The following is a 21,788-nucleotide window of genomic DNA, read 5'->3' as shown; positions in this document are numbered from 1 at the left end:
TGTCCGCTCAACCCGGGATCAGTCCGTCGCCCTCGAGCAGCAGCTCGCGGACCTCCTCGAGCGTGGCGTCAGCGGGAGGCAGGATCAGGTCGGAGTCCTCGAGGGACTCCTCCGGGAGCGGGGCACCGACCCGGCGTACGCCGTCGAGCAGCGCCGCGAGCGTGGTGGTGAAGGTCGCCTCGTCGCCGGCCTCGACCGCCGCCTCGACCGCCCGGTCGAGCTCGTTGAGCATGTCCATCTGGTCGTCGGGCAGCTTGAGCTGTCCCTCGCCGAGGATGCGCACGATCACGGCTGCTCCTCCTTGCGGACCTCGGTGTCCTCGACGACGCTCTCCGGCGCCGAGCGGGGCTCCGGCGCGTCGATGGCGGGAGCGGAGCTGCCCTTGAGCGCGGCGAGCTCGGCCTCCACGTCGGACTGTGCGCTCATCGACTCCAGCTCACGGCTGATGTCGTCGCCCCGGTTGATCGAGCTGGCGTCGTCGAGCGCGCCCGAGGCGATCAGCTCGTCGATGGCACCGGCGCGTGCCTGCATCGCCTGGGTCTTGTCCTCGGCGCGCTGGACGGCCATACCGACGTCGCCCATCTCCTCGGAGATGCCCGAGAACGCCTCACCGATGCGCGTCTGCGCCTCGGCGGCGGTGTAGGTGGCCTTGATCGTCTCCTTGCGGGTACGGAAGGACTCCACCTTGGCCTGCAGCCGCTGGGAGGCGAGGGTCAGCTTCTCCTCCTCGCCCTGCAGCTGCTGGTGCTGGGCGTCGAGGTCGCCGATCTGCCCGGTGAGCGCCGACTTGCGCGTGAGCGCCTCGCGGGCCAGGTCCTCGCGTCCCATCGAGAGTGCCTTCTGCGCCTGCTCGGTGAGCTTGTCGGCCTGCGTCTGGAGCTGGTTGCGCTGCAGCTCGATGCGCTTGCGACTGGTCGCGACGTCCGCGACGCCTCGGCGTACCTTGGTCAGCATCTCGAGCTGTCGCTGATAGCTGTAGTCAAGGGTCTCCCGGGGGTCCTCGGCCTTGTCGAGGGCGCTGTTGGCCTTCGCACGGAAGATCGTGCTGATCCGCTTCATCATGCTCATGCGGTCAACCTACCGGGCCGCGCCCAGTGGGACGAGAGGAGCACGCCGCCGACCCGTGTTCCTTGGCTTCCCTGGCCCGGTACTCTGGCGATTCACTCCCCTCCACCATCGATCCGTCATGTCCCCGGAAGGCCCCGTGTTCCGCCGAAACAGCAAAACCGACGAACAGCCCACCGTGCTCGAGCCCAAGGGCCCCGGCGCCAAGGGTCGCCCGACGCCGACCCGCCGGGAGGCCGAGGCTGCCCGCCGTGAGCGCGCGAAGGCCGGCATGGACAAGAAGGCCGCGCAGAAGCTCCAGCGCGAGCGCCGTGCCGAGGCCAACGCCAAGGCCCGCCACGGGATGAGGACCGGCGACGAGCGCTACCTGCCCAAGCGCGACCAGGGGCCGGTCAAGCGGTTCATCCGCAACTTCGTCGACGCCCGCATCTCGATCGCGGAGTTCCTGCTGCCGCTGCTGGTCGTCATCATGCTGATGCAGTACTCCGGCAACGCCAACCTCGTCGAGGCGAGCGGCCGGCTCTGGGCGACCACGATCCTGGTGGTCGCGCTCGACACGACCTGGCTGCTGTTCCGCCTCAAGCGGGCGCTGCGCGCGCAGTTCCCCGACGAGAGCCTGCGGGGCACCACGTTCTACACGATCATGCGGGTGCTCCAGCTGCGCTGGCTCCGGATGCCCAAGCCGACCGTCAAGATCGGCGGCGCACCGCGCTGACGCCGGCCGGCTATCCGGCCGAGAGCGACATCGGTCCGTAGACCTCGCGGTCGCCCTCGAACAGGGTCACCGACTCGACGCCGTCCTCGGCCAGGTCCGGGTAGGCCTCCCCCAGCCACGACTCCGCGTCGCTGCGGGTGGGGAAGTCGATCCGCTCCTCGGGGGTGATCACGCGGCCGTCGGCGTCGACGAGCTGCCACCACCAGGGGACCTGGTCCTGCCTGCGGGCGGTGCTGCCGAAGGCCGGCTCGGAGATGTTGGTCACGGGTGGACACCTTTCACTGGGTGGTCGGCAAAACGGGATCAGGAGTCGCGTACGTCGGTCTCCACGAAGGGTGGCCTGGTCACGACGAAGACCTCGGAGCGACCACGTACGTCGACCAGCACCTCGGCCCCCAGCTCGACCTGGTTGTTGATCAGCGCGAGCGCCAGGCCCTTGCGCAGGGTCGGTGAGAACGTCCCCGACGTGACGTGGCCGACCGGGAGGTCGCGGGTGAGCTTCACGCTCATCTGCGGGCGGGCGATCCCACGCCCCTGGGCGACAAGGCCGCGCAGCAGCACCTTGGCTCCCGCCTCCTTCTCGGCCAGGAGCGCCTCCTTGCCCCAGAACTCCGGCTTCGACCACCCCACGGCCCAGCCCAGTCGGGCCTGGACGGGCGTGACCTCGAGGCTGATGTCCTGCCCGTGGAGCGGATAGCCCATCTCGGTGCGCAGCGTGTCCCGGGCACCCAGGCCGCAGGGGATCAGGCCGTGCGGCTCGCCCGCCTCGACCAGGGCGTCCCACAGGGTCGGCGCGACCGCGTTGTCCGCGATCAGCTCGTAGCCGCGCTCCCCGGTGTAGCCGCTGCGGCACACCACGACCTCCTCGCCCGCGAAGGTGGCCACCTCGAAGGACATGTAGTCGTGCCCCACCGGCAGGCCGAGCGCGGTGAGCACCTCGTCCGACCTCGGGCCCTGCACCGCCAGGACCGCGCGGGTCGTGTGCTGGTCGGTGATCCTCACCCCGGCCGGGCTGCCGGCCTCGAGCCGGCTGACCAGGCCCGCGGAGTTCGCGGCGTTGGGGACGAGCAGGACGTCGTCGTCCGCACGGTGGTAGGCGATCAGGTCGTCGACGATGCCGCCCGTGTCGGGGTCGCACGCCAGGGTGTACTGCGCGCGTCCAGGCCCGATCCTGTCGAGGTCGTTGCTCAGGCACCGGTTGAGGTACGCCGCCGCTCCCTCGCCGCTGACGGCGACCTTGCCGAGGTGGCTGACGTCGAAGATCCCCACGCGCTCGCGCACCGCTGCGTGCTCCTTGAGCACCCCGGTGGGGTACTCCAGCGGCATCTCCCAGCCGCCGAACTCCGCCAGCTTGGCCCCGGCGGCGACGTGACGGTCGTGGAGGGGCGAGTGCATGAGCGACATGGACGCGAAGTTACCGCAGTCTCCCCCGGGCCGATCCGGGCCCGGCCGCTCCCGTGCCGGGTGCGAGGGAGCGTGCTGCCCACGGCCTAGCATGACCTCGTGACGACGTACACGCTGCGCAAGGGCAGCCCGGCCAAGACCCGCACCGACCTCGTCGTGATCGGCGTGGTGAAGGCCCCCAACGGTGACCTGACCGCCTGCACGGGATCCGAGGAGGTGGCCGAGGCCTACGGACGCAGGTTCCGCCCGCTGCTCACCTCGATGGGCTTCCGCGGTGAGCACGGCGAGACGCTGCGGCTGCCGACGGCCGGGACGATCAAGGCCGGCCAGCTGCTCGTCATCGGTCTCGGGGCCGCCGACGAGGTGACCCCCGAGCGCGTACGCCGTGCCGCCGGCGTCGCTGCCCGCAGCATCGGCAACGCCGCCTCCGTCTCGCTGGCGCTGCCGGCCCACGACGCCGAGCACGTGCGCGCCGTCGCCGACGGGTTCATCTCCGGGAGCTACTCGTTCACGCGCTACAAGTCGAAGTCCGACGAGGCCGGGCTCGCCGACGTCTCGATCCTCAGCGACGCCGCGCGACGCAACGACGCGATCGCGGCGCTCGAGGCCGCACGCTCTGTCGGCCACATCGTGCACCGGGCCCGGGACTGGGTGAACACGCCGCCGAACGACCTCACCCCCGAGCTGTTCGCCGACGCCGTGGTGGCGCTCGACAAGGAGCTCACCGGCCGGGCCAAGCGCAGCAAGGTGAAGGTGGAGGTCCTCGGGGTCGAGGAGCTGGAGGAGCTCTCCTGCGGCGGCATCCTCGGCGTCGGCGGCGGCTCCGCCAACCCGCCTCGGCTGGTCCGGCTCACCTACCGGCCCGAGGAGGCGCACAGCAGCATCGCGTTCGTCGGCAAGGGGATCACCTACGACTCCGGCGGCCTCACCATCAAGCCGGGCGGCTCGATGGCGACGATGAAGTACGACATGGGCGGTGCCGCCGCCGTGATCGGCGCGACGTTCGCCATCGCCGAGCTCGGCGTGCCGGTCGCGGTGACGACGTACGCGCCGATGGCCGAGAACATGGTCTCCGGCACCGCGATGCGCCCCGGTGACGTGCTCACCATGCACGACGGCCAGACCGTCGAGGTCACCAACACCGACGCCGAGGGCCGGCTGATCCTGGCCGACGCCCTGGCGATGGCCGTCGAGGACGAGCCCGACTCCGTCATCGACGTCGCCACCCTGACCGGGGCCTGCATCGTCGCGCTCGGCGAGAAGGTCGCCGGCGTCTTCGGTGACGACGAGACCACCGCCGCCGTCACGGCTGCCGCCGAGGCGAGTGGCGAGCTGGTGTGGCGCCTGCCCCTGCCCGAGGAGAGCCGGGAGGCGGTGCTCGACACCAAGATCGCCGACGTGCTCCAGCACAACTGGATCCGGTGGGGATCCTCGGTGTACGCCGCGGCCTTCCTCCGCGAGTTCGTGGGCACCACCCCGTGGGCCCACCTCGACATCGCGGGGCCGGCCTGGAACACGGGCGGCCCCTGGGGCCACCTCCCCTCCGGCGCCACGGGCTACGGCATCACCACGCTGCTCGCGTACGCCGAGTCCCTCGCGGACGCAGCCGAGGCGGGTACCGACTCCGACTAGTCGGAGCTGTGCCCGCCGCCGTCGAGGTCGCGGCGCAGCTGCTGCTTCTGCCGCTCCTTCTCGCGCCGGTTGTACTCCCGCATCCGCGCCGGGATCCCGACCAGGCCCGCGTCATAGCTCGGCACCGCGTGCTTGTTGCAGAAGTCGTGGGCCCACTGCACCGACGGCACCCGGCGCCGGGTCCACTCGCCGTCGTGGGCGACCAGCAGCAGCGTCACGTCGGTGACCGTGGTGCGGGGCTCGACGAAGCCCTCGACGCCACGGCGTGAGCTGACGAACTCCAGCAGGTGACGCTGGTCGGCGTCGTCGTTGGCGCGGGTGGTCACGCCTCCGCCCGCACCACCACCATGGCGGCGAGCACCGCGCCGGAACCGATCAAGCAAACCCATGGGGACAGTGTGGCGCATGGGGGGTCGCAGCACGCACGAACCGGGCCTTATCGCCCGCCGGGAGGCGTGATGATTGGATGAGGGTCGACAACCCGGTTCCCGGCGCACAGCTGGACCACCGTGTCGCGGGAACGGGTCGCTGAACGGGAGGAGGCAGGCGTGCCGGAGCGCCGTGAGTTCGACGTCGTCATCCTGGGCGCCGGCTCAGGTGGCTACGCGTGCGCTCTCCGCGCTGCCCAGCTCGGGCTCACCGTGGCCCTGGTCGAGGAAGACAAGCTCGGCGGCACCTGCCTGCACTCCGGCTGCATCCCCACCAAGGCGCTGTTGCACGCCGCCGAGGTCGCCGACGCTGCTCGCGACTCGGAGAGGTTCGGGGTGCGCGCGAGCCTCGAGGGCATCGACATGGACGGCGTGAACGCCTACAAGGACGGCGTCGTCGGCCGGCTGTTCAAGGGCCTCGCCGGTCTCGTCAGGGGACGTGGCATCACAGTGGTCGAGGGCACCGGGACGCTCATCGGCACGCACACGGTCGAGGTCGACGAGACGTCGTACGCCGGGAAGGCCGTCGTGCTCGCCTCCGGCTCCTACGCCCGGTCGCTGCCCGGCCTCGAGATCGACGGCACCCGGGTGATCACCTCGGACCAGGCACTGCGCCTCGAGCGCGTCCCGTCCTCGGTGATCGTCCTCGGAGGTGGGGTGATCGGTTGCGAGTTCGCCAGCGTGTGGCGCTCCTTCGGCGCCGAGGTCACCATCGTCGAGGCACTCCCCCGGCTGCTCCCGGCCGAGGACGAGCAGTCCTCGAAGGCGCTGGAACGCGCGTTCCGCAAGCGCCGGATCGGGTTCGCCACCGGCACCCGGTTCGAGTCGGTGGAGACCACCGACACCGGGGTCACCCTCACCGTCGAGGGCGGCAAGACCTACGACGCCGAGCTGCTCCTGGTCGCGGTGGGCCGTGGTCCCCGCACCGACGGGCTCGGCTACGCGGAGCAGGGCGTCGAGATGGACCGCGGCTTCGTGGTGACCGACGAGCGCTGCCGCACCTCGCTGGAGGGCGTGTACGCCGTCGGCGACATCGTCCCCGGCCTGCAGCTGGCGCACCGCGGCTTCGCCCAGGGCGTGTTCGTCGCCGAGGAGATCGCCGGCCTGTCCCCCACTCCTGTCGCGGAGAGCAGCATCCCCCGCGTCACCTACTGCGACCCCGAGGTCGCCTCGGTCGGGCTGACCGAGGCGCAGGCGCGCGAGCAGCACGGTGACGGCGTCGAGACGCTCACCTACGACCTCGGGGGGAACGGCAAGAGCCAGATCCTCGCGACCCAGGGCTTCGTCAAGCTGGTGCGGATCACGGATGGTCCCGTGGTCGGCGTACACATGGTGGGGGCCCGGGTGGGCGAGCTCGTCGGGGAGGCCCAGCTGATCTGCAGCTGGGATGTCTACCCTGAGGACGTCGCTCCCCTGCTGCATGCGCACCCCACCCAGAACGAAGCGCTGGGCGAGGCACACCTCGCTCTAGCGGGCAAGCCGTTGCACGCACATACCTGAACTGCTGGACTCTGGACTAGCCTCAACCCGGACTGAAGAAACGAGCGAAGGAACCCGATGTCGACACCTGTGAAGCTCCCCGAACTTGGCGAGTCCGTCACCGAAGGCACCATCACACGCTGGCTCAAGCAGGTGGGCGACACCGTCGAGGTCGACGAGCCCTTGCTCGAGGTCTCCACCGACAAGGTCGACACGGAGATCCCCTCTCCGGTGGCCGGCACGCTGCTGGAGATCAAGGCCGAGGAGGACGAGACCGTCGAGGTCGGCGCCGAGCTCTGCATCATCGGCGACGAGGGTGAGGGTGGCGGCTCCGCCGACTCCGAGGACTCGGCCGACGACTCCTCGGAGGAGCCCGAGGAAGACGCCGACGACGCCGACGACTCCGGGGACTCCTCGGGCGACTCCGACTCCGACGCCGAGGACTCGGATGAGTCGATGGCGGACGAGGAGGAGGAAGAGCCCAAGCCCGCAGCGAAGAAGAAGGGTGGCGGCGGCGGGAAGGCCGTGACCCTCCCCGAGCTCGGTGAGTCCGTGACCGAGGGGACCATCACCCGCTGGCTGAAGTCGGTCGGTGACGAGGTCGAGGTCGACGAGCCGCTCGTGGAGGTGTCCACCGACAAGGTCGACACCGAGATCCCCTCCCCGATCGCCGGCACCCTGCTGGAGATCAAGGCCGAGGAGGACGACACCGTCGAGGTCGGCGCCGAGCTCTGCATCATCGGCGACGGCTCGGCTTCCGCCGACGACTCCGACGACTCGGACGACGAGCCGGAGCCCGAGCCGGAGCCCGAGCCCGAACCGGAGCCTGAGCCCGAGCCGGAGCCCGAGCCGGAGCCCGAGCCGGAGCCTGAGCCCGAGCCCGAGCCTGAGCCCGAGCCCGAGCCGGCGAAGGCCGAGGAGAAGCCCAAGGAGGAGCCGGCGAAGAAGGAGTCCTCCTCCGACGGCGGCACCTACGTCACCCCGCTGGTGCGCAAGATGGCCTCCGAGCACGGCGTCGACCTGTCCAGCATCAAGGGCACCGGCGTGGGCGGGCGGATCCGCAAGCAGGACGTGCTCGCGGCCGCCGAGTCCTCGAAGTCGCAGGAGGCACCGGCAGCGGCGGAGAAGTCCTCGGCGGGCGCACCTGCGGCCGCGCCGAGCCCGCTGCGCGGCAAGACCGAGAAGATCTCGCGCCTCCGCAAGGTGATCGCGACCCGGATGGTGGACTCGCTGCAGACCACTGCCCAACTGACCCAGGTCGTCGAGGTCGACGTCACCAACATCGCCCGGTTGCGCGACAGCGTGAAGGCCGACTTCCTGGCCCGCGAGGGCGTGAAGCTGTCCTACCTGCCGTTCTTCGCCAAGGCTGCGGTCGAGGCGCTCAAGGCCCACCCGGCCCTGAACGCCACCTTCGACCTGGAGGCGGGCGAGGTGACCTACCACGACAGCGAGAACGTCGCGTTCGCCGTGGACACCGAGAAGGGCCTGCTGACACCGGTCGTCAAGGAGGCCGGCGACCTCTCGATCGCGGGCCTGGCCAAGAAGATCGCCGACGTCGCGCAGCGCACGCGCGCCAACAAGATCGGTCCCGACGACCTGTCGGGTGGCACCTTCACGATCACGAACCTCGGCAGCGTGGGCGCCCTGTGGGACACCCCGATCATCAACAAGCCGCAGGTCGCCATCCTCGGCCCGGGCACCGTGGTCAAGCGCGCGGTCGTGATCGACGACCCCAACCTGGGCGAGACGATCGCCGTGCGCCACATGGTCTACCTCGCGCTGACCTACGACCACCAGCTGGTCGACGGCGCCAACGCCGGCCGCTTCCTCCAGGACGTCAAGGCGCGCCTGGAGTCGGGCAGCTTCGACGTCTGAGGGTTGGCCGGGGGCCGGTAGTCCGGTTTCCCAGGTGATGAACCCGAACTGCCTCTTCACACACGTCACGCCGTGTGTGAAGAGGCAGTTTCGCGTGTGAAGAGGGGTGGGCCCGACCGAGAGGCAGGCGAGCCCGACCAGGAGGCAGGCGCGCGGCGTACGACGATCAGGCGGCCGCACCCAGCACGGCGCGGAACCGATCGCCCGTCTCGCGCGGGGTGGAGAGGTCGCGCCACACGAGCCGCGCGCAGCGGTAGCCGGTGATCGAACGGACCAGGTCCTCGCGCTGCTTCTCCCGGAACACCGCCGTCCCCGGGTCCTCGCCGTCGCGAAGGAGCCGGCCGTACTTCACCTGGCCGTCGAACTCGCCGAAGACCCGTTGCCGGTGCCAGACGAAGTCGAGGACTGCGACCAGCACCCCGCGGTCGTCGTACACCTCGAACTGGAGCTCGGGCCGCGGCAGGCCCTGGCGCCAGAACAGGTACAGCGACCGGGACTCCCCCACCGACTCCACGCGCCCGTCCATCTGGTTGAGCAGCACGTGGATCTTCTGCGAGCCCGGCCAGTGCCGCATCGTGCCGAACATGTCGTAGAGCCCCGACGGGGTGCACCGCTCGAGGTGCAGGGCGTGATCGGCCGAGACCAGCGCGGACTCGAGACTCTGGACCGTGGCGGCCTCGACCACGGCGCGATCGGGGGTCACGACGGGCAGCCCGCCGACCTCGACGACCTCTTCGAGGGGACAGGCGGCGACGTGGTGCACCACGTCGCGCTCGATCCGCGCCGCCCCGTCATCGAGCCGGGTCACGTGCACCCGGCCGAGCTCGGCGCCCCACACGGCGATGCCATGGGCAAGCAGCGCCGTGGTGTGACTGAGCACGACCGGCCCCGGCGTGGTCCTGAGCACGGCGCGAGCCAGCGTGAGGTGCCGCTCCTCGCCGGAGTACGTCGCCCAGACGTCGCCGAAGCAGTAGGCCCCCTGCCGGACCCGGTGAAGGGTCCCGCTGCGCCGCATCCGCGCCAGGGTCTTGTCGTCGTATCCGCAGTCCAGCGCCTCGCGCCGCGGAACACGCCGTGCTGCTCGGCGATCAGTCGCAGTGGGTCGTCCATGCGGGCCACGGTGGTCCCGGCGAGCATGGTTCGTCGGGGCCGCGGCGTCGCGCTGTGGACGGCGCCGCCGTCGTACGCCGTTGTGGACGCGGGCTGGCCGCAGCATCATCGCGGTGCGTACGCCGTCTGGCCTATCGTCCAGGGATGGACCAGTCGCCATCCCAGAGTGCTGCCAGCTTCCTGCGCGCGCCGGACCCGGGCCCCGAGCTGCAACGCCTCTTCGACGAGGACGTGGAGCAGATGGGCTTCGTCATGAACGTCTCCCGGTTGTGGGGACACCTTCCGGCGCAGCATGACGCTCTGTTCGAGCTGATCGGCTCTGCGGCGGCCGCGGCGGGGTTGTCGTTCCGTGAGCGCGGCGTGATGGTCACCGCCGCCGCCTCGACCCTGGGTGACTCCTACTGCGCGCTCGCGTGGGGCCACAAGCTCGCGGGCGCGGCCGGGGCGGAGGTCGCCGTCGGCGCGCTCACCGGCTCGGACGAGACCCTCACCGCGCGGGAGCAGGCGCTGGCGACCTGGACTCGTCGCGTCAGCGCGAACCCCAACGCCGCGACCGCGGACGACGTCGCCGCGCTGCGGGAGGCCGGCTTCGACGACGCCCAGGTCCTGGCCCTGACCCTGTTCGTGTCGCTGCGGCTCGCGTTCTCGACCGTCAACGACGCGCTCGGTGCCCGACCTGACCGCGAGATGGCCGACACCGTGCCCGAACCGGTGCAGGCAGCGGTCAACTGGGGGCGTGCGATGGTCCGGCCCTGAGCGCAGGCCTGCGGCGTACGGCGCCAGGCCCGGGACCCGCCACCTCGCACACGAAACTGCCTCTTCCCACACGGCGTGGGGTGTGTGAAGAGGCAGTTCGGGTTCATCACCTGGGAAACCGGACGCCCGCCCGACCGATAACCCGGTGACATCGCCCCCACCGGCTGGGAGGCTTCCCCGGCCCCACTCACCGGGAGCGGGGCACCGACAGAGGAAGGACGATGGAGAAGATCTCGAAGAGGCTGGTCAACTGGGCCTCGATCCTGGAGGACAACACCCGGGAACAGGCAGAGACGGCGGCGACGATGCCCTTCATCCACCCGCACGTGGCGCTGATGCCCGACGCCCACCTGGGCCTCGGCGCGACCGTGGGGTCGGTGATCCCCACCCTGGGGGCGATCATGCCTGCTGCGGTGGGTGTGGACATCGGCTGCGGCATGATCGCGGTGCGCACGAACTACTCCGCGAAGCAGCTGCCGCAGGAGCGCGCCAGGGTGCGCCGGGCGATCGAGCAGGCGATCCCGCTGAGCGCCGGTGTCGCCAACCGCGACATCTCGCGCCAGCACACCCACGACCGGATCGAGCAGCTGGACTCCCTGGCGCAGAAGGCAGGGTTCGACCCGGCGTCGTACGCCAAGCGGTGGAAGCTGCAGCTCGGCACGCTGGGCTCGGGAAACCACTTCATCGAGATCACGGTCGACGAGCTCGACCGGGTGTGGCTGTTCCTGCACTCGGGGTCCCGGGGCGTCGGCAACAAGATCGCGCAGCACCACATCGGGGTGGCGCGGGCGTACTGCGAGCGGAACCGGATCGAGCTGCCGCACCGCGACCTGGCCTACCTCGTCGAGGGGACCGACGAGTTCTGGTCCTACATCGAGCAGATGCGCTGGGCGCAGACCTACGCGCTGCTCAACCGCGAGGAGATGATGGACCGGGTGCTCGCCTGCTTCGCCGACTGGGTCGGTGACGAGGTGGTGCGGCAGGAGGAGATCAACTGCCACCACAACTACACCGAGCAGGAGGAGCACTTCGGCCGCTCGGTCTGGCTCTCCCGCAAGGGCGCGATCAACGCGGAGCAGGGGCGGATGGGCCTGATCCCGGGATCGATGGGGACGGCGTCGTACGTCGTGGCGGGCAAGGGTGACGCGATGTCGCTGAACTCGGCTCCGCACGGTGCCGGTCGGCAGTACTCCAGGTCGAAGGCGCGCAAGACGTTCACCCGGGAGCAGCTGCGCACGGCGATGGCGGGGATCGAGTACCGCGACACCGACGCCTTCCTCGACGAGATCCCGGCGGCGTACAAGGACATCGACCAGGTGATGGCCGACGCGGCCGACCTGGTCGAGGTCCGGCACACGCTGCGCCAGATCGTCAACGTCAAGGGCGACTAGGCCGCTACCGGTCCGGGACCTCACACATGAAACTGCCTCTTCACACACCGCGTGAGGTGTGTGAAGAGGCAGTTCGGGTTCATCACCTGGGAAACCGGACGACCGGAACCCCGAGCAGAACTACATGTGGATCATGTGGCCCGCGAGGCCCTCGACGGCTTCCTTGACGGCCTCGGAGAGGGTCGGGTGGGCGAAGATGTTGCGGGCGACCTCGTCGGCGGTCAGGTCCCACTTCTGGGCCAGGGTCAGGGCCGGCAGCAGCTCGGTCACGTCGGGGCCGATCAGGTGGGCGCCGATGATCTCGTTGTGCTTGGCGTCGGCGATGATCTTCACGAACCCGGTGGTGTCCCCCAGGCCCTTGGCCTTGCCGTTGGCCGAGAACGGGAACTTGGCGACCTTGACGTCGTACCCCTTCTCCTCGGCCTGGGCCTCGGAGTAGCCGAAGGAGGCGATCTGGGGCTGGCAGTACGTCGCCCGCGGGATCATGTCGAAGTCGATCTCGATCGTGTCGTGGTCGGCGATCGTCTCGGCGGTGACGATGCCCATCGCCTCGGCGGTGTGGGCGAGCATCAGCTTGCCGGTGACGTCACCGATCGCGTAGACGCCCTCGACGTTGGTGCGGCCGCGCGCGTCGACGGCGATCGCACCGCGGTCGGTGGTCTCCACGCCGGTCTTCTCGAGGCCGTAGCCCTCGAGGCGAGGGGCGAACCCGATCGCCTGGAGCACCTTGTCGGTCTCGATGACCTCTTCCTTGCCGTCCTTGCTGACGGTGACCTTGACCTTCGAGCCGGAGTCCTCGATCTTCTCGACCTTGGTCTTCAGCAGGACCTTCACGCCGAGCTTCTTGTAGTGCTTGGCGAGCTCCTTGGAGATCTCCGCGTCCTCGGTCGGCACCATCCGGTCGAGGAACTCCACGATGGTGACGTCCACCCCGAAGTTGGCCATCACGTAGGCGAACTCCACGCCGATGGCGCCGGAGCCGGCGATCACGACCGACTTGGGCAGCTCGTTGTTGAGGATCTGCTCCTCGTAGGTCACCACGTTCTCGGAGAGCTCGGTGCCCGGCACGAGACGGGTGGTGGCGCCGGTGGCGATGATGATGTTGTCGCCGGTCACGGTCCGGGTCTTGCCGTCGTCGCCCTCGACCTCGATGGTCTTGGCGTCGACGAAGGTGCCCCAGCCGTCGATCTCCTCGATCTTGTTCTTCTTCATCAAGAAGTGGACGCCCTTGACGATGGAGTCGGAGACCTCGCGGCTGCGTGCGTGGGTCGGCTCGTAGGCCATCGAGGCATCCCCGGTGATCCCGAACTTGTCCTTCTCGTGGGTCAGGATGTGGGACAGCTCGGCGTTGCGGAGCAGCGCCTTGGACGGGATGCAGCCGACGTTGAGGCACACCCCTCCCCAGTACTTCTTCTCCACCACCCCCACCTTGAGACCGAGCTGGGAGGCGCGAATGGCGGCGACGTACCCACCGGGGCCGGCACCGAGGACTAGGACATCGAAATCGCTCACGGGGGCGAGCCTATTCCTCATCCCTGCGTCCCTCGCAACGGGTTGACCGTGCGCACCGTCGTGGGACCGTGGGTGGCATGCGTTTCCTGATCGCCGGCGCGTCCGGCTTCCTCGGCGCCCGGCTCACCGAGACGCTCCGCACGCGTGGGCACGACGTCTCCACGCTGGTACGCCGCCCGCCATCGAGCTCCAGCGAGGTCCGCTGGGACCCGTACGCCGCCCCGCTGGGTGTCGAGGTCGTGGAGTACCACGACGTCGTGGTCAACCTGGCCGGCTCCCCCACGCTCGGCAACCCGCACTCGAAGAAGTGGGCCGAGGACCTGATGAACAGCCGCGTCACCACGACCCAGGTGCTCGCCCAGGCGATCGCCGCCAGCGAGGGCAAGCCTGCGTTCCTGGCCGGCAACGGGATCAGCTACTACGGCGACCACGGCAGCGAGCCGCTCCCCGAGACCGCGGACTCCCGCGGCGACGCGCTGCTCACCCGGGTGGCGCGGGCCTGGCAGGAGGCAGCCGCTCCGGCAGCCGACGCCGGCGCCCGGGTGGTCGTGCTGCGCACCTCCCCGGTCTACGACCGGCGCAGCCAGCCGCTCGGCATGCTCCGGCGGCTGTTCAAGGCCGGTCTCGGTGGGCCGATGGGCGACGGGAGCCAGTACGCGCCGATGATCTCGGCCCGCGACTGGGTCGACGCCGTCATCCACCTCGCCGAGACCGAGTCCGTCTCCGGGCCGGTCAACCTGTGCAGCGAGCGGACCCCCACCAACGCGGAGCTCACCCGGGCGCTGGCCCACCAGGTGCACCGCCCGGCGGTCCTGCGGGTGCCCTCCGCAGTGCTCCGGCGGGCCGCCGGGCAGATGTCCGACGAGCTGCTCGGGTCGCTGAACTGCGTCCCGGCCGCTCTGCTCGCGAGCGGGTTCACCCACCGCGACCCCGACGTCAGCGCCGTGCTCCGCGAGGGTCTCGACCCGAGCCGCTGACGCTCGCCACCCGCCATCCGTCCTCGACCAGCCGGAAGGCGACGGTCCGGGTGACGGGCCGGCTGCTGGGGACGGTGAGCCGGCGCCCGGCGCGGACCATCTCGCCACCTGCCACCCGGTCGAAGACGCTGAGCCGCAGCGTGGTGGGGGTGCGGGCCAGGAGCCTGACCGAGAACACCTGGGTGACCAGCTCCTGCACGACGATCCCGCGGGCGGCGTACTCCTCCAGCAGGCGTACGTCGGCGCGCGCGGCACCGGAACCGGGGACGTAGAGCGACCGCAGCGCGGGGACGTCCCCGCGTGCCCAGGCGCGGGCCCGTCGTGCGTCCCACTCGTGGAGCACCCCGAGCGCCTCCGCGAGCTCGGTGCGCGGTCCGGTCGCGCTCCCCTCCTCGCGATCCCCGGGACCGGCAGCGGGGACCAGCAGCCCCGCGAGCAGCACCAGGACCGGGAGCGTGACCGGGAACGGGCTCATGGATCCACCCTGCACCGGCGCAGCGTGCTCGAGGAGGTTGTCCACAGGGGAACCGCGCGGGGTTAGCCTGACCTGATGAACCCGCTTGTCTTCGAGGAGATCACCGACGGCCCGACCGACTACCTCCTCGCGTGGGACCGCCAGCGGGAGGTGCACGCGGAGGTGGTGTCCGGCGCGCCGGACACGGTGCTGCTGCTGGAGCACTCCCCCGTCTACACCGCAGGGAAGCGCACCGAACCGCACGAGCGGCCGACCGACGGCACCCCGGTCATCGAGGTCGACCGCGGCGGCAAGATCACCTTCCACGGTCCCGGCCAGCTGGTCGGCTACCCGATCGTGCGGCTCCCCGACCACGTGCTGGTCGTCGACTACGTACGCCGCCTCGAGGAGGCCCTGATCGCGGTGTGCGCCGACCTCGGTGTGACCACGGCGCGGGTGCCCGGCCGCAGCGGCGTGTGGCTGCAGGCGACCCCGGCGACCGACGCGGGACCGGGCCGGCCCGAGCGCAAGATCGCCGCGATCGGGATCCGGGTCAGCCGGGGCGTGACCATGCACGGGTTCGCGCTGAACTGCGACGTCGACCTCTCCTGGTACGAGCGATTCGTGCCGTGCGGCATCGCCGACGCCGGGGTCACCTCGCTGTCGGAGGAGCTGGGGCGCACCGTCACGATCGCCGAGGCCCTGCCCCTGGTCGAGCGCCACCTGAGCGACCTGCTGGCGTGGGCGCCGTACGACCCCACCCCTGACTACGAGCCCCGCCCCGAACCGGGCCGGCGCCCGGCGGACCTGCGTGTCCCCGTGCTCAATCCGCTCGCCTGAGGACCCCATGGGCCATGCTGGGGGCTGGCTGGCGAAGGGGTGTGTCCAGGACCGATGAACGATCTCGTGATCGAGACTCGCGACCTCCGGAAGGTCTATCGGTCCCGAGGCCGGCGGACCGTCGCGGTCGACGGACTCGACCTCGCCGTACCGGCGGGTGGGGTGCACGGCTTCCTGGGACCCAACGGGTCCGGCAAGACCTCGACGATCAAGATGCTGCTCGGCCTGTCCCGTCCCTCCCAGGGTGAGATGCGGCTCTTCGGCGAGCCGGTGCCGGCGCAGCTGCCGCGCGTGATCAACCGGGTCGGCGCCGTGGTCGAGGAGCCTCGCTTCGTCCCCTCCTTCACCGGGCGCAAGAACCTCATCCTGCTGGCGCGCTCCATCGGGCTGCCGCGCTCGGCGGTCGACGGCGCTCTTCAGCAGGTCTCGCTCACCGAGCACGCCCGCCAGGACTACCAGGCCTACTCGCTGGGGATGCGGCAACGGCTGGCGATCGCCGCCGCGCTGCTGAAGGGACCCGACCTGCTCATCCTCGACGAGCCGACCAACGGCCTGGACCCCGCGGGGATCCAGTCGATCCGCAACCTGATCCAGGGCCTGGGCGAGTCCGGGGTCACGGTGCTGCTGAGCTCGCACATCCTCGCCGAGGTCCAGCAGGTGTGCCACTCGGTCTCGATCGTCGGCGACGGCCGCCTCCTCGCCTCAGGCAAGGTCGAGGACCTGCTCGGCGAGAACGTGTCCCGCACCCGCGTCGGCGTGGCCGACCCGCAGGGCGCGCGGCACTTCCTGCGCTCCGCCGGGTACGCCGTGACCCAGGACGGCGACCAGCTCACCGTTGAGGGCCACCAGCACCCCGAGCAGATCACCCGCGTCCTGGCCGAGCACGGCATCTACGTCCAGGAGCTCACAGCCGTGCGGCCGACCCTGGAGTCGTTCTTCCTCGAGCTGACCCGGCGCCGTCCGGCCGCGGACGACGCGTCGGCGGCCGCCCCGAGCGAGAACGAGGCGTCGTGATGCGACTGCTCGCCGTCGAGCTCAACCGGTTCCGCTCCCGCAGGGCGATCGCCCTGCTGGCCCTGGCGGCGATCCTGGTCGCCGTGGTCTTCGTCGCCGCGACGGCGTGGAACACCCGTCCGCTGTCCCAGGGCGACCGCACCGACGCCGTGGCCCAGGCCGAGCTGGAGGGCCAGAAGCCGGAGCGCCAGCAGGAGGTCCGCGCCTGCGAGGCTGATCCGCAGGCATACCTCGGGCCGGAGGCGAGCGCGGAGGACTGTGCGTCGGCCCTGGTCGAACCTCCCGAGACCTACTACCCGCGCCAGCAGCTCGATCTCGGCACGGTGCTGCAGGAGCAGGGGGTCTCGCTCGCCCTGATCGTGGTCGCCCTGATCGTGATCGCCGGCTGCACCTTCGCCGGGGCCGACTGGTCCTCGGGCTCGGTGACCAACCAGCTCCTGTTCGAGCCACGGCGGACGCGGCTGTGGCTGGCCAAGGCCGCCGCGGTGACGATCGGCAGCGGGTTGCTCGCCCTGGTCGCGCTGGGCGGGTTCTGGCTCGGGCTCGGGCTGCTCGCCCAGGCCCGGGACGTGAGCGTGCCGGGCGGCGACGTCGAGGAGATCGCCCGGCACGTCGTACGCGCGGTGGCGCTGGGCATGGGCGCCGGACTGGGCGCGTTCGCCCTGACCATGATCTTCCGGCACACCGTCGCCACCCTGGCGCTGCTGTTCGTCTACGCCGTCGGCGGCGAGCTGGTCGCCAACCTGGTGCCCTTCGAGGGCGCCGGGCGGTGGGCCGTCGGCAACAACGCGATGGGCTGGCTGGCGCCGGTGCACCGCTACTTCGATGCCACGATCACCTGCACGCCCGGGCAGCGGTGCAGCTCGATGCAGGTGATGACCCATGCGGAGGCAGGCACGTTCCTCGGGGTCCTGCTGGTGATCGCCGTCGCGGTCTCCCTGGTCTGGTTCCGCCGCCGCGACGTGTGAGCGGTCTCAGTCCCGCGCGACCCGGTAGTGCTCGAGCATGGCCGGGTAGTAGTCCCGGTCGAAGTCGATCGCCTCGACGTCCCCGTTGCTCTGCGCCGCGACCAGCCGGTCGAGGTAGTACTCCCACCCGGGCCCGACGCTCTCCGCAGCAACCGGGTCGATGTCGGTCTGGACGAAGGTCAGCGTGGTGATCCCGGCGTGCTCCTCGAGGGCGAGGTCGAGGAGCCACGGGTCCTCCCCCACGGTCCAGGCGACCCGGAGGACGCGCGGCGGGACGCACTCACGGATCTCGACCTCCTCGAGGGGCGCACCCTCCTCGGCGGTCATCCGGAAGGCCACCCTGCCGGCCCGCGGGTCGCCGGTGAAGGTGCCGATCCAGCGGGCCAGCCGCTCGGGCTCGGTCACCGCGGCCCAGACGTCCTCGATCGGTGCCCGGAACTCCCGGGAGAGTGTGAGCACCACGCGATCGCCGGCTGCGGCCACGTGGCCGGTGGGTTTAGGGCTCATCCGGTCTCCTCGTGCGGTTGCTCGGTGCTCGCGGGACGGGTGTCCGCGCGGCGCTGGCGCGAGGTACGGCGGACCTCGGTGTCGAGCGCGTCCAGTGCCGCCTCCCCCACCAGCCGCTGGCGCGGTCCCGCGAGCTCGGCCAGCAGGTCCGCCACCGGCGCCAGTGCATCGCGGTCCAGCGAGTACCTCCGCTCCCGGCCCTGCGCGGTCGCCCGCACCAGGCCGGCCTCGCTCAGGACCCGCAGGTGCTTGCTCACCGCCGGGCGCGAGATCGGGCGGCCGGCAGCGAGGTCGACCACGCGTGACGGCGCGGCCGCGATAGCGCGCAGCAGGGACCGGCGTACCGGGTCGGCCAGCGCTGCGAACACGTCCACGTCATCAAAGGTAACCACTGGGTTACCAATGCGCAACGGGTCCGATCTCGGCGTGGCCGCCCGGTGGGGCTTTTGCGGCGTACGCACGTACAGTGAAACCGTGACTCAAGCGCCTGAACAAGCCGCCCACACCGCCGCCGGGACCTCGGCTGCGCCCTCCTCGGCAGCCCCCACTGTCCCGGCCGGACGCAAGCTGCTCCGCCTCGAGGTCCGCAACGCGGAGACCCCGATCGAGCGCAAGCCCGAGTGGATCAAGACCCGGGCCAAGATGGGCCCGCAGTACACCGAGCTCAAGCAGCTGGTGAAGTCCGAGGGCCTGCACACGGTGTGCCAGGAGGCGGGCTGCCCCAACATCTACGAGTGCTGGGAAGACCGCGAGGCCACCTTCCTGATCGGTGGCGACCAGTGCACCCGGCGCTGCGACTTCTGCCAGATCGACACCGGCAAGCCGCAGCCGCTGGACCGCGACGAGCCCCGTCGCGTCGCGGAGTCGGTGCAGACGATGGGCCTGCGCTACGCCACGATCACCGGTGTCGCCCGCGACGACCTCCCCGACGGCGGCGCGTGGCTGTACGCCGAGACGGTGCGCGCGATCCACGAGCTGAACCCCGACACCGGCGTGGAGAACCTGATCCCCGACTTCAACGGGGAGCCCGACCTGCTGCGCGAGGTCTTCGAGAGCCGCCCCGAGGTGCTGGCCCACAACGTGGAGACCGTCCCGCGGATCTTCAAGCGGATCCGCCCTGCGTTCCGCTACGAGCGCTCGCTGGACGTGATCACCCAGGCCCGCGAGTTCGGGCTGGTGACCAAGTCCAACCTGATCCTCGGCATGGGCGAGACCCGCGAGGAGATCCACCAGGCCCTGGTCGACCTGCACGCGGCCGGGTGCGAGCTGATCACGATCACGCAGTACCTCCGACCCTCCCCGCGCCACCACCCCGTCGAGCGGTGGGTCAAGCCCGAGGAGTTCGTGGAGATGGCTGCCGAGGCCGAGGAGATCGGCTTCGCGGGGGTCCTGAGCGGGCCGCTCGTGCGTTCGTCGTACCGCGCCGGACGGCTCTACAAGCAGGCCATCGAGGCTCGCGACCTCGCTACTCCCGGGGCCACTGCCGGGGCCGTCCGGATCTGACGCTCCCCCGCCTGTCCACCAGCGGGGCCCAGTGCCCGACCACCTAGACTGGGAGTTCCGCTCACCCCCCAGTCGCAGACAGGCAGAGGCATCACGCATGGCCCAGAAGCCCAGCACGAAGGCCGACAAGTCGGTCACCAAGAAGGCCCGCAAGCAGAAGAAGGTCAAGGACCCGAACAACCCGGGCCGGATCAAGCAGATCCGCCAGAGCTACAAGATGACCAAGAAGTCCGATCCTCGGATCGGGCTCATCCTGGCTGGCGTCTTCCTGCTCGCCGGGCTGGCCGGCTTCGCGGTGATGCTGCTGATCTTCAAGAGCCTGCTCTTCGCGATTCCCTTCGGCGTGCTCGTCGGCCTCCTGGCCACGTTGATCATCTTCGGCCGCCGCGCCCAGAGCGCCGCGACCAGCCAGATCGAGGGCAAGCCGGGCGCCGCGGCCGCGGTGCTGGGGATGCTCCGTCGCGGCTGGAAGACCGACCCGGCGATCGCGGTCAACAAGCAGCAGGACGTCGTCACCCGGGTCGTGGGCCCTCCCGGCATCGTGCTGATCGGTGAGGGCAACCCGAACCGGTTGCGGCCGATGCTCACCGCGGAGCGCCGCAAGCACGAGCGCGTGGCCAGCGAGATCCCGATCCACGAGCTCATCGTGGGCCACGACGAGGGCCAGGTGCCGCTGGGCAAGCTGACCCGCACCGTCACGAAGCTCGGCAAGAAGGTCAAGCCGGCTCAGATGACCGACGTGCTCGCGCGGATCAGGGCCCTGGACGCCACCCGTTCGGCCATCCCGATGCCCAAGGGGCCGATGCCCACGAGCATGAAGGGGATGCGCGGCCAGCAGCGCGGACGCTGACCGACCGGCCCCTCGAGGAAGCTGTCAGGCGGCCTGTCAGGAGATGGGCCGCCGGGCGATGTCGCCGGGGGCCGGCTTCTCGACCTTGACCGGCTCGCCCCAATTCGAGACGAGGATCTCGACCGAGGCGCCCGCGACGTCGAAGCTCATCTTGCGGATCAGTGACTGGTCGTCGAGCCAGAGCTTGTAGGTCACCGACTTCGGGACGTCCATGTTCGGCATCGACTTCTCGTGCTTCGCCATCAGCTTCTCGGTGTCCACGGTGACGTCGTACTCGTCCACCGCGACGCCGTCGAGCGTCGCCTCGCCGACGCGCTCGGACCTGGTGACGGCGCCCTGCAGCTGCTGGACGCCCTCCAGCGGGTCGAGCTGCTCGGTGACTCCGGCCAGCATCTTGCCCAGCATCGAGTTCTCGTCCTTGGTGTCCAGCATCAGGAACTTGCCGGCCGGGGTCATCCCGGGGACCTGCACGTAGAGGATGCCGTCGACGAGCCGGATCGCCGCCTTGCCGCCGCCCATCTGGCCCATCGTCGCGGTCATCTGCATCGTGGGGTCGTCGTCCCCGTAGGAGACGTCACCCTCGGCGCTCGCCTCCATGCGACCGGTCGCCTTCATCGACAGGTGGGCCGATCCTGCCTTCTCGGCAGCCTCGTAGGCGTCGACCAGCAGCTGCTCACCGACCGCCGCGGCCTGGACGGCCGTCACCTTGCCCTGCGTGGACGTGGCGGCCTTGGCCCCCGTGGAGGCGGCCTCGGTGTCCCCGCAACCGGCCACTCCGAGCGTCAGCACTGCGGCGAGGCTCAGGGCGGTGGCGCGACGGCGGAAGATGCTGCTTGTCATGACTTGCCCCCAGGTGAGTGTGAGTTCGATTCCAGAGTAGGACACCCGTCCTATCGGCAACCGGAATCCACAGGTCACTCGCGCAGGTACGCCGCGGACCCCGTCCACAGGTCGTGCAGGCCGCGGCCGCTGTCGGGCCTGAAGATCATCGGAGGGATCACCAGGCAGATCAGCAGCGTCCGGGCCACGGCCATCAGCAGGTTCAGCGGACGACCGTCGATGGTGAGCACCCGGATCCTGGTCAGCAGCTGACCGAAGGACCCTCCGGTCAGTGCCGTCAGCACCGAGACTTCAGTCGCAAAGACCGCCAGGACGACCCAGCTGGAGTTGCGGTCGTCGAGGTAGTAGCCCCAGCCGAAGATCCCCACCACCACGAGGGTGGAAGCGGCCCAGTCGATGACAAGTGCGGCGATCCGTCGCCGCCACGACGCGTAGGCGGGCACCCCCGGACACTATCCGGCCCGCGAC

24 protein-coding genes are annotated in these 21,788 nt (G+C 70.5%); 12 read left to right on the top strand and 12 right to left on the bottom strand.

What is annotated here, in order from left to right; genetic code table 11:
* Positions 1 to 7 precede the first annotated feature (7 nt).
* Both pspAA and AC4BGC_RS06835 read right to left on the bottom strand, forming a co-directional pair.
* Complete coding sequence (pspAA, locus tag AC4BGC_RS06840; protein WP_490544716.1) at positions 8 to 289, bottom strand: PspA-associated protein PspAA; 282 nt, start codon at positions 287 to 289, stop codon at positions 8 to 10.
* Positions 286 to 1,068: a PspA/IM30 family protein gene (locus AC4BGC_RS06835; protein ID WP_490544718.1), complete on the bottom strand. Its 783-nt coding sequence runs from the start codon at positions 1,066 to 1,068 to the stop codon at positions 286 to 288. Before AC4BGC_RS06835 ends, pspAA begins: the two co-directional genes overlap by 4 nt.
* Before the next feature lie 118 nt (positions 1,069 to 1,186).
* On the opposite strand from AC4BGC_RS06835, the gene AC4BGC_RS06830 reads away from it, so the two are divergent.
* Complete coding sequence (locus AC4BGC_RS06830) at positions 1,187 to 1,780, top strand: DUF3043 domain-containing protein (protein ID WP_490544720.1); 594 nt, start codon at positions 1,187 to 1,189, stop codon at positions 1,778 to 1,780.
* 10 nt (positions 1,781 to 1,790) lie between these two features.
* On the opposite strand, the gene AC4BGC_RS06825 is transcribed toward AC4BGC_RS06830, so the two are convergent.
* Both AC4BGC_RS06825 and gcvT read right to left on the bottom strand, forming a co-directional pair.
* Positions 1,791 to 2,045 carry a hypothetical protein gene (locus tag AC4BGC_RS06825; protein ID WP_490544722.1) on the bottom strand — a complete coding sequence of 85 codons (255 nt, stop codon included), beginning with the start codon at positions 2,043 to 2,045 and terminating at the stop codon, positions 1,791 to 1,793.
* A gap of 38 nt (positions 2,046 to 2,083) precedes the next feature.
* Positions 2,084 to 3,184, bottom strand: coding sequence for a glycine cleavage system aminomethyltransferase GcvT (gene gcvT, locus AC4BGC_RS06820; protein ID WP_490554925.1), 1,101 nt, complete (start codon positions 3,182 to 3,184; stop codon positions 2,084 to 2,086).
* A 99-nt stretch (positions 3,185 to 3,283) separates the two neighbouring features.
* Between gcvT and AC4BGC_RS06815 the strand changes: the two genes are divergently transcribed.
* On the top strand, positions 3,284 to 4,816 hold the full coding sequence (locus tag AC4BGC_RS06815; RefSeq protein ID WP_490554924.1) for a leucyl aminopeptidase: 1,533 nt from the start codon (positions 3,284 to 3,286) through the stop codon (positions 4,814 to 4,816).
* Here the strand turns inward: AC4BGC_RS06815 and AC4BGC_RS06810 are convergent.
* Positions 4,813 to 5,205: a hypothetical protein gene (locus tag AC4BGC_RS06810; RefSeq protein ID WP_490544726.1), complete on the bottom strand. Its 393-nt coding sequence runs from the start codon at positions 5,203 to 5,205 to the stop codon at positions 4,813 to 4,815. The genes AC4BGC_RS06815 and AC4BGC_RS06810 overlap by 4 nt on opposite strands.
* A 159-nt stretch (positions 5,206 to 5,364) precedes the next feature.
* On the opposite strand from AC4BGC_RS06810, the gene lpdA (AC4BGC_RS06805) reads away from it, so the two are divergent.
* Positions 5,365 to 6,744 (top strand): dihydrolipoyl dehydrogenase, encoded by a 1,380-nt coding sequence (gene lpdA / locus AC4BGC_RS06805; RefSeq protein WP_490554923.1) that lies wholly within the window; start codon positions 5,365 to 5,367, stop codon positions 6,742 to 6,744.
* Positions 6,745 to 6,801: 57 nt separating this feature from the next.
* A complete protein-coding gene (gene sucB / locus AC4BGC_RS06800) occupies positions 6,802 to 8,598 on the top strand; it encodes a 2-oxoglutarate dehydrogenase, E2 component, dihydrolipoamide succinyltransferase (RefSeq protein WP_490554922.1) in 1,797 nt (598 codons plus the stop codon).
* Positions 8,599 to 8,764: 166 nt separating this feature from the next.
* On the opposite strand, the gene AC4BGC_RS06795 is transcribed toward sucB, so the two are convergent.
* Positions 8,765 to 9,814, bottom strand: a complete 1,050-nt coding sequence (locus AC4BGC_RS06795) for a type IV toxin-antitoxin system AbiEi family antitoxin domain-containing protein (protein WP_490555727.1) — start codon at positions 9,812 to 9,814, stop codon at positions 8,765 to 8,767.
* Positions 9,815 to 9,852: 38 nt separating this feature from the next.
* Here AC4BGC_RS06795 and AC4BGC_RS06790 point away from each other — a divergent pair, with 38 nt between their 5' ends.
* Complete coding sequence (locus tag AC4BGC_RS06790) at positions 9,853 to 10,464, top strand: carboxymuconolactone decarboxylase family protein (protein WP_490554921.1); 612 nt, start codon at positions 9,853 to 9,855, stop codon at positions 10,462 to 10,464.
* Between the two features lie 221 nt (positions 10,465 to 10,685).
* Positions 10,686 to 11,855, top strand: a complete 1,170-nt coding sequence (locus AC4BGC_RS06785) for an RtcB family protein (protein WP_490554920.1) — start codon at positions 10,686 to 10,688, stop codon at positions 11,853 to 11,855.
* Between the two features lie 120 nt (positions 11,856 to 11,975).
* Here AC4BGC_RS06785 and lpdA (AC4BGC_RS06780) read toward each other — a convergent pair whose 3' ends face one another.
* Positions 11,976 to 13,388, bottom strand: a complete 1,413-nt coding sequence (gene lpdA / locus AC4BGC_RS06780; protein ID WP_490554919.1) for a dihydrolipoyl dehydrogenase — start codon at positions 13,386 to 13,388, stop codon at positions 11,976 to 11,978.
* 56 nt (positions 13,389 to 13,444) lie between these two features.
* Here lpdA (AC4BGC_RS06780) and AC4BGC_RS06775 point away from each other — a divergent pair, with 56 nt between their 5' ends.
* Entirely contained in the window at positions 13,445 to 14,344 is a 900-nt protein-coding gene (locus AC4BGC_RS06775; RefSeq protein WP_490544739.1) for a TIGR01777 family oxidoreductase, read from the top strand.
* Here AC4BGC_RS06775 and AC4BGC_RS06770 read toward each other — a convergent pair.
* Positions 14,304 to 14,819, bottom strand: a complete 516-nt coding sequence (locus AC4BGC_RS06770; RefSeq protein ID WP_490554918.1) for a hypothetical protein — start codon at positions 14,817 to 14,819, stop codon at positions 14,304 to 14,306. The two genes, AC4BGC_RS06775 and AC4BGC_RS06770, sit on opposite strands and share 41 nt — an antisense overlap.
* A 75-nt stretch (positions 14,820 to 14,894) precedes the next feature.
* Between AC4BGC_RS06770 and lipB the strand changes: the two genes are divergently transcribed.
* From lipB to AC4BGC_RS06755, 3 genes are read left to right on the top strand one after another with little or no spacing between them, the layout of a single operon-like run.
* Positions 14,895 to 15,638, top strand: coding sequence for a lipoyl(octanoyl) transferase LipB (gene lipB, locus AC4BGC_RS06765; protein WP_490554917.1), 744 nt, complete (start codon positions 14,895 to 14,897; stop codon positions 15,636 to 15,638).
* 54 nt (positions 15,639 to 15,692) lie between these two features.
* Positions 15,693 to 16,652, top strand: a complete 960-nt coding sequence (locus AC4BGC_RS06760) for an ABC transporter ATP-binding protein (RefSeq protein WP_490554916.1) — start codon at positions 15,693 to 15,695, stop codon at positions 16,650 to 16,652.
* Positions 16,652 to 17,620, top strand: coding sequence for a hypothetical protein (locus AC4BGC_RS06755; protein WP_490554915.1), 969 nt, complete (start codon positions 16,652 to 16,654; stop codon positions 17,618 to 17,620). The genes AC4BGC_RS06760 and AC4BGC_RS06755 overlap by 1 nt, the downstream gene beginning before the upstream one ends.
* Before the next feature lie 6 nt (positions 17,621 to 17,626).
* Here AC4BGC_RS06755 and AC4BGC_RS06750 read toward each other — a convergent pair whose 3' ends face one another.
* The gene (locus AC4BGC_RS06750; protein WP_490554914.1) at positions 17,627 to 18,127 is read right to left on the bottom strand and encodes an SRPBCC family protein; all 501 of its coding nucleotides are present in this window, start codon (positions 18,125 to 18,127) and stop codon (positions 17,627 to 17,629) included.
* Entirely contained in the window at positions 18,124 to 18,501 is a 378-nt protein-coding gene (locus AC4BGC_RS06745) for an ArsR/SmtB family transcription factor (protein ID WP_490554913.1), read from the bottom strand. The genes AC4BGC_RS06750 and AC4BGC_RS06745 overlap by 4 nt, the downstream gene beginning before the upstream one ends.
* Positions 18,502 to 18,694: 193 nt before the next feature.
* On the opposite strand from AC4BGC_RS06745, the gene lipA reads away from it, so the two are divergent.
* Both lipA and AC4BGC_RS06735 read left to right on the top strand, forming a co-directional pair.
* On the top strand, positions 18,695 to 19,630 hold the full coding sequence (gene lipA / locus AC4BGC_RS06740) for a lipoyl synthase (RefSeq protein WP_490555725.1): 936 nt from the start codon (positions 18,695 to 18,697) through the stop codon (positions 19,628 to 19,630).
* A 97-nt stretch (positions 19,631 to 19,727) separates the two neighbouring features.
* Positions 19,728 to 20,480: a DUF4191 domain-containing protein gene (locus AC4BGC_RS06735; RefSeq protein WP_490554912.1), complete on the top strand. Its 753-nt coding sequence runs from the start codon at positions 19,728 to 19,730 to the stop codon at positions 20,478 to 20,480.
* Positions 20,481 to 20,516: 36 nt separating this feature from the next.
* On the opposite strand, the gene AC4BGC_RS06730 is transcribed toward AC4BGC_RS06735, so the two are convergent.
* Together AC4BGC_RS06730 and AC4BGC_RS06725 are read right to left on the bottom strand one after the other, a co-directional pair.
* On the bottom strand, positions 20,517 to 21,320 hold the full coding sequence (locus AC4BGC_RS06730; protein ID WP_490554911.1) for an SCO4651 family lipoprotein: 804 nt from the start codon (positions 21,318 to 21,320) through the stop codon (positions 20,517 to 20,519).
* Positions 21,321 to 21,394: 74 nt separating this feature from the next.
* Complete coding sequence (locus tag AC4BGC_RS06725) at positions 21,395 to 21,763, bottom strand: RDD family protein (protein ID WP_490544757.1); 369 nt, start codon at positions 21,761 to 21,763, stop codon at positions 21,395 to 21,397.
* Between the last annotated feature and the right edge of the window lie 25 nt (positions 21,764 to 21,788).

The sequence above is a fragment of the Nocardioides sp. Z38_18 genome (assembly GCF_058215695.1).
The sequence above is the reverse complement of the archived record's forward strand: the minus strand, read 5'-3'. Positions and strand labels throughout refer to the sequence as shown.